This window comes from uncultured Thiodictyon sp. (assembly GCA_903837595.1).
Classification (GTDB): Bacteria; Pseudomonadota; Gammaproteobacteria; order Chromatiales; family Chromatiaceae; genus Thiodictyon.
This window is the reverse complement of sequence record CAILVI010000051.1, coordinates 1-5,276: the sequence shown is the minus strand read 5'-3', so window position 1 is coordinate 5,276 and position 5,276 is coordinate 1. Positions and strand designations below refer to the sequence as shown.

Here is a 5,276-nt window from a genome sequence, read left to right as displayed (position 1 = left end):
GCCCTGAAGGTCCCCGGAGGTACGCAGGTTCAGGATCGGCATCAGGCTCGCGACCTTCTTGGAAAAATGGACCTGCTCGTGTTCGTAGAGACCGAGCAGGCCTTCCAGCACGGTCGAGGAGTGGTCGCTACTCACCCGCTCGCGGTAATAGCGCACCAGCGCCTTGACCCGGGCGGTGGCGTCGCGGGCGCGGGCCAGAAGGGTTGCCGCTTCCGTCTCCCAATCGGGCCGGCACGCGGCAAAGTGCCGCCGCAACGCCCGCTCGACCAGGGCCTCCGCGCCGCCTTCCAGGTAATGGCGCAGACTGACCAGGCTCGGTCGCTCATCGACCGCGATCAGCCCCTGCACCACGTTGCTCAGGGCCATCTGCCCGAAGCTCTTGAACGGATCGTTGCCGGTTTCCGATGGGATCAGGGCCGCCACCCGGCTCGCCAGCTCGGAGGGCCGATTGAAGCTGTGCAGCGGGTCGATGCGCACCGACTGGGCGGGAAAGGCCGGATGAAAATGGACGAACCGCTTGGGGGTGCCGGCCAGGGCGCACGCCCGTTGCGCCGTGTCGCGCAGGTCGCGGTCGCCCTTGGGGTCGATGATCAGGACCGCCTCGCCACGCAGCACGGCTTGGGTGACCAGCAGGTCGAAGGTGCGGGTCTTGCCGGCGCCCGTGACCCCGACGATGAGCATGTGTCCGTCGGTATGCGACAGCGGGATGCGCAGGTCCCCATCGCGTCCCCCCAGGCCGTGCAGCCAGGTGGCGCCCATGCGCCGCGGATCGCGCGGGGCGAATTGCTCCGGTCCCGCGCGCATGAGGTCCAACGCAAGCTGCGTATGCACCGGGAGCCAATCGAAGCCCCAGCCCAGCCACAGGTCACCCGACCAGGACGGCAGGCGGGCCGCAAAGTCCTCTGGGGCGATGCATCCGAGGTGGTGTCCGCGCAGCCATTCATGAAGGCTGGCGATCCGCACGGCACCCCGGACCCAGGTCAGCGCCATGGCGAGCGAAAGCCAGGCGAGCCAGTGAAAGGCCCCCGTCGGTAGACCCCACAGACCCGCAGTGACGGCAGCGAGCACGGCCACGACGACCCACAGGATGAGCGCCCGGCGCTCAAAATTGGGGCGCCAGGGGTCGGCATAGGCCGCGGTCATTCGGCAGTGACCTGCGCGCCCCCATCACTCGTCATCTCACACCCCGGCCGATGGGCCAGCGCCCGACGCAGTGAGATGTCTTTCAGTCCAGCCGCCTGCGCCGCCACGCCGATGTCCGCGGGCGTCAGCAGGATCAGGCGGCACGTCGCGGCCGCGCCGGCCGCCGCATGAGCCGCCCGCACCCGGGCCAGCAAGGCATCCGCCACGAGACTCGGCCGCGCCCTGGCGGTCGCATCGGAACGGGGTGACGAGGATGCCGCAGCGACTGCGGCGATGGGGTCTGGGCTGGCCACTGACGGCAGCGTTGGTGGCGCCGCACCGGCAGGCATGGTGGCCGCCAGTGCCCCGGGCGTGCAGCGTTCCAGGGCTCCATCGGGTAACAAGGCCGCGAAATATCCGCTGGCCTCGACTTTAAGGGCGACCCCACGAACACCGTCGATCACCCGCACCCGCAGGTAGGGCTTCAAAATATCGACCGCGACCAGATCGTCGTCCCACAGGGTGGCGATCTGAACCTCCAAGGTCGGGCCGAACCCCTCCAGACCATCCGGCACGCGAATCCACAGCTGATCGCCGGGTTGGTCAGGAAGGTACAGCACCGCCGCGGGTTGGCGCTCGCCAGTCCGGATCGCTGCGGCCAGGGCCAGCAGCAGGCGGGCCCCAACACCAGGGCGCCGCGCCTGGAACCACGCTTCGGCCACCGTGCGGGGATCGGCCGGCGCCGGGGTGGACAGGACCGGGGTGGATGGGGGCGCCGCATTGGTCGTCGCCGGCCGTTGCTGTCGCAAACGCTCGGCTGCCTGCCCGATGGGGGATGGCGCCCGTCCGGTGCCGACCGGCGTCGCGGGAACCACTTGGGGCCGTACCCGGTCGGCAGCGGACGGTGGTGGGGATTCCGGGACGGCGACAGGCGGGCGGGTGTCAGTCACGTCCAGATCGTCCACGCCCTCCTCGTCGTCATCCTCCCACTCCAGGCCCAGGCGCGCGGCTTCATCCCGGCGTTCGGCGTCGTCGGCACCCAGTGTGCTGGGACGAGACACCGCCTTGGGCGCGCCGACAGGGTGCCCCAGGGCTTGGCCCGGGACCACGGCGTCTCCGGCCAAGCCAACCGGGGCCGGCGCCCGCCCGGAGAGCACATGATGCGGCGATGTCAGGCGCAGCAGGGTCAGCGTGACCGGCTTGCCATCGCGCACCAGGGGGGCCGGGGCCAGACGCCAGTAACGGCGCACGCCATCGCCCTCGCTCGGGGGGAGCGCATAGTCGCGCTCGATCAGCAGGTCCGCGAGGGTATCAGGGTGCCGCGGGATACCCGGAACACGATCGGCCGCGAGCAGTTGGACGACTTCATCGCCCCCCTGGGGCCAGACCACATACAGGCTGTCACCCAGCATCCAGAGGCGCGAACCCGGGGTGTTGATCCCCCAGGTACCGGCACGCACCAGCCGGGCCATCGCGTCCAGCAGGTAGCGCTCGATCGGCACCCCGAGCGAGGTCGCTTGGGGGTCGATGCGGTTGCTCTTCAGGTCCCGCTCGACCGAGGCCCGGTCGGCGTTGCTCACCAGTTGGGTCAGGGTCGCCTGTTCATTCGCCCCGGCCACCGCGTCGATCATCGCATTGCCGATCTCGGGGTCCGCCGCGAACAGCATCGCGAACACATCCCGCCCCAGCACCCGCTCGACAGCGAACATCCCCACCGACTGATGGCGGTTATGGCGCCGCTCGCGCCAGTGCAGGAAGTAGCTTTCAAGCCCGTGCCGGGCGGCCCACTCCGCGATGGTCTCATGCATCGGCGACCAGGCCACGGTGCCGTCGCGGTTGGTCACCGACAGGTCTGAGATGGGCTTGCCGATGTCGTGGCACAGACCCGCCAGCGCCGCCGCCAGACGCCACAAGGGCTCATGCACACGCCGCACGGCCGGCTCCCGATCCATCGCGAACACCTTCCCGGCACTCGCCTGACCCGCCCAGAAGGCGACCTCCAGGCTGTGATGCAGCAACCCGCCGGCGCCGCGGTGATGGTGCGCCTCGGAGGCCGGCAGGAGGTGGACGAAAGCGGCGAAGCGGTCGACGACCGGGCGCACCTGCGTCTGGAAGAAGTCGGGCGTACAGCCAATCCCATAGCGCAGCTTGTCCACCAGTTCGGCTTGGGTCGTCAGCAAGTGCGCCGAGGCCACCACCGGGATGCCCTGCAAAAACGGCGGATAACGCGGGATGTCCGGGGGCGCGATCAGCGGTGCCACGGCCACCGGGGCGGCGGGCACAGTTCGGACAGGGCGGCGGTGCAAAAAGTCGAAGATGCTCATGGCGCCCATAATGCCCATGCGTCCACGGCGGGCGTGAGCCCCGAAGGTTCGGTTTTTTGGCGGGTTTGCGGGAAGCCCCAGTCCTGGAAGATGCGCCGTCACCTAGCCGATCCAGTCATCTCCCACCTCCCGCAGCCCTTGCACTACCGCCCGCTCGGTCCGCACGGCCAACCGCAGTTGGGTGCGCACGTGCGCAATCTGGCGCACCGCGCGCCGAATCGTCGCGAACCGCGCCTCCGCCGCGGCGACAATCGGGCGCTGCCAGTTGCGCAGGTGGCCTTGGAAGGCCCTCATCGGATACCGATCGCCTTCACCGCGCGGCAGGTATTTCGTGAAACAGGTGCGCGTCCCCCCGTGATTGGCGTACCGGTAGGTGCACCATTCGAGGGTGAAGCTCCCCGGCGTGGCCGGGGGGCTCGGTTGCTCACGCACCCGCAGGGTGACCCGCCCCCACTCGCTGCGGGAACGGCCTTTGCCCGCCGCCTGCAACTGCGTCTCAAACAGCACTTGCATGGCCTGCGCCTCCTCGCGTAACGCCTCCAGGTGCCGCTTGACCCAACGGTCCACCGTATCGGCAACACACTGGTCATCGGCGTCCAGTAGCCCCTCAATGTCTTGCGTTCCTGGCGTTCCCAGGTCCGTCACCGCACCGCTGTGACTGGCCATTTTTCCACCCCCGTGTTATCACCATCTTATCTTTACGAAACGGACCCCCTGAAGAACCCGGGAGCCCCTGTTTGGTCCCATTGGCGCAGGACCGGCAGGCGGCGCACTAGCTTATCTCATAGACCGCACCCCGCAGCCCGTTCTCACTGACGTATTTTCTTTCTGCGGCAGGGTGTTAAGACATCCGCATCGCAGGCGCATTATCACTTAGCCCAGCAACCCATCGCTGTTTTCTCTTACACCGGGGCCGCGCCCAGAATCTGCCAGGTGGCGCAACGCCGTCAGCTTGCGCTTCGGCGTTTAAGCTTAAGGACTTTCTCGACCCACGTTATCACTTAAACACTCCCCGTTTATTTTCATAGGTTTAACAACGATTGATACGTGCTCTGTTTGCACTTAACCCATTGTCACAGAGCCCTTTTCACTTACAGAAAAAATGACCGGTGCGGGCGTTTTTCGCCACGTTGTTTTCACTGACGCAGGGCGGCCACGCCGCTTTTCACTTAACGCTTTCACGATTAACCTCAGTGACTTGCCGCCTCGTCGAGGGGGCCTTGTTGTGATTTAAGTGGCGCCATGAGGTCGCTTGTCACTGACGGATAAAGTCTAACCCAATGCCACGACCGGCTCAACGTCCACGATGGCCTCTGGCGGCTTTTCGCATTCCCCCAATAACCGCCATCACGCATCAGGTCCGATCCCTGAGACACGCTATTGCACGTTCTCGACGCGCACTCTACTTCTTGGTTCACGCTGATCGCCGTATCGCCGTTTTCCGGCCCCGCTCGGTGACCTTTCATCCCGGCGTCGACTGCTTCTCTACTGCGCTCCAGCCCCACTACTCACCGGCCTTCCCGCATTCCCCCCATAAAACCGAACTTTCGGCCCTCACGCACCAGGTCCGATCCGTGGGACGCTCTACTGCACGTTCTCGACGCGCTCTCTACTTCCAGGTTCGTGCTTCCCGCCAAACCGTCATTTCCCGGCTCTGGCCGATGGCCTGGCATCCCCGTGTCGACGTCCTCTCTACCTTTGGAGCCCCTATGCCCGCCGCCGCGCTCGATATCGGTTACTCGAACCTCAAGGTGGCGAGCGGTCGCCCCGGCGGCCCTCCCCGCGTGGTCATCCGGCCCGCCGGGGCCGCGCCCGCCGATCGCTTGGGGG

3 protein-coding genes are annotated in these 5,276 nt (G+C 67.1%); all 3 read right to left on the bottom strand.

The genetic code is table 11. The features are described from left to right. A partial coding sequence (locus QZY44_RS02770; protein ID WP_295441918.1) for a type IV secretion system DNA-binding domain-containing protein occupies window positions 1-1,143 on the bottom strand: 1,143 nt, incomplete at its 3' end. Beyond that, complete coding sequence (gene mobH / locus QZY44_RS02765) at window positions 1,140-3,446, bottom strand: MobH family relaxase (protein WP_295441915.1); 2,307 nt, start codon at window positions 3,444-3,446, stop codon at window positions 1,140-1,142. The genes mobH and QZY44_RS02770, both read right to left, overlap by 4 nt. A 102-nt stretch (window positions 3,447-3,548) precedes the next feature. Continuing rightward, a complete protein-coding gene (gene mobI / locus QZY44_RS02760) occupies window positions 3,549-4,112 on the bottom strand; it encodes a conjugative transfer protein MobI(A/C) (protein ID WP_295441912.1) in 564 nt (187 codons plus the stop codon). Window positions 4,113-5,276 lie beyond the last annotated feature (1,164 nt).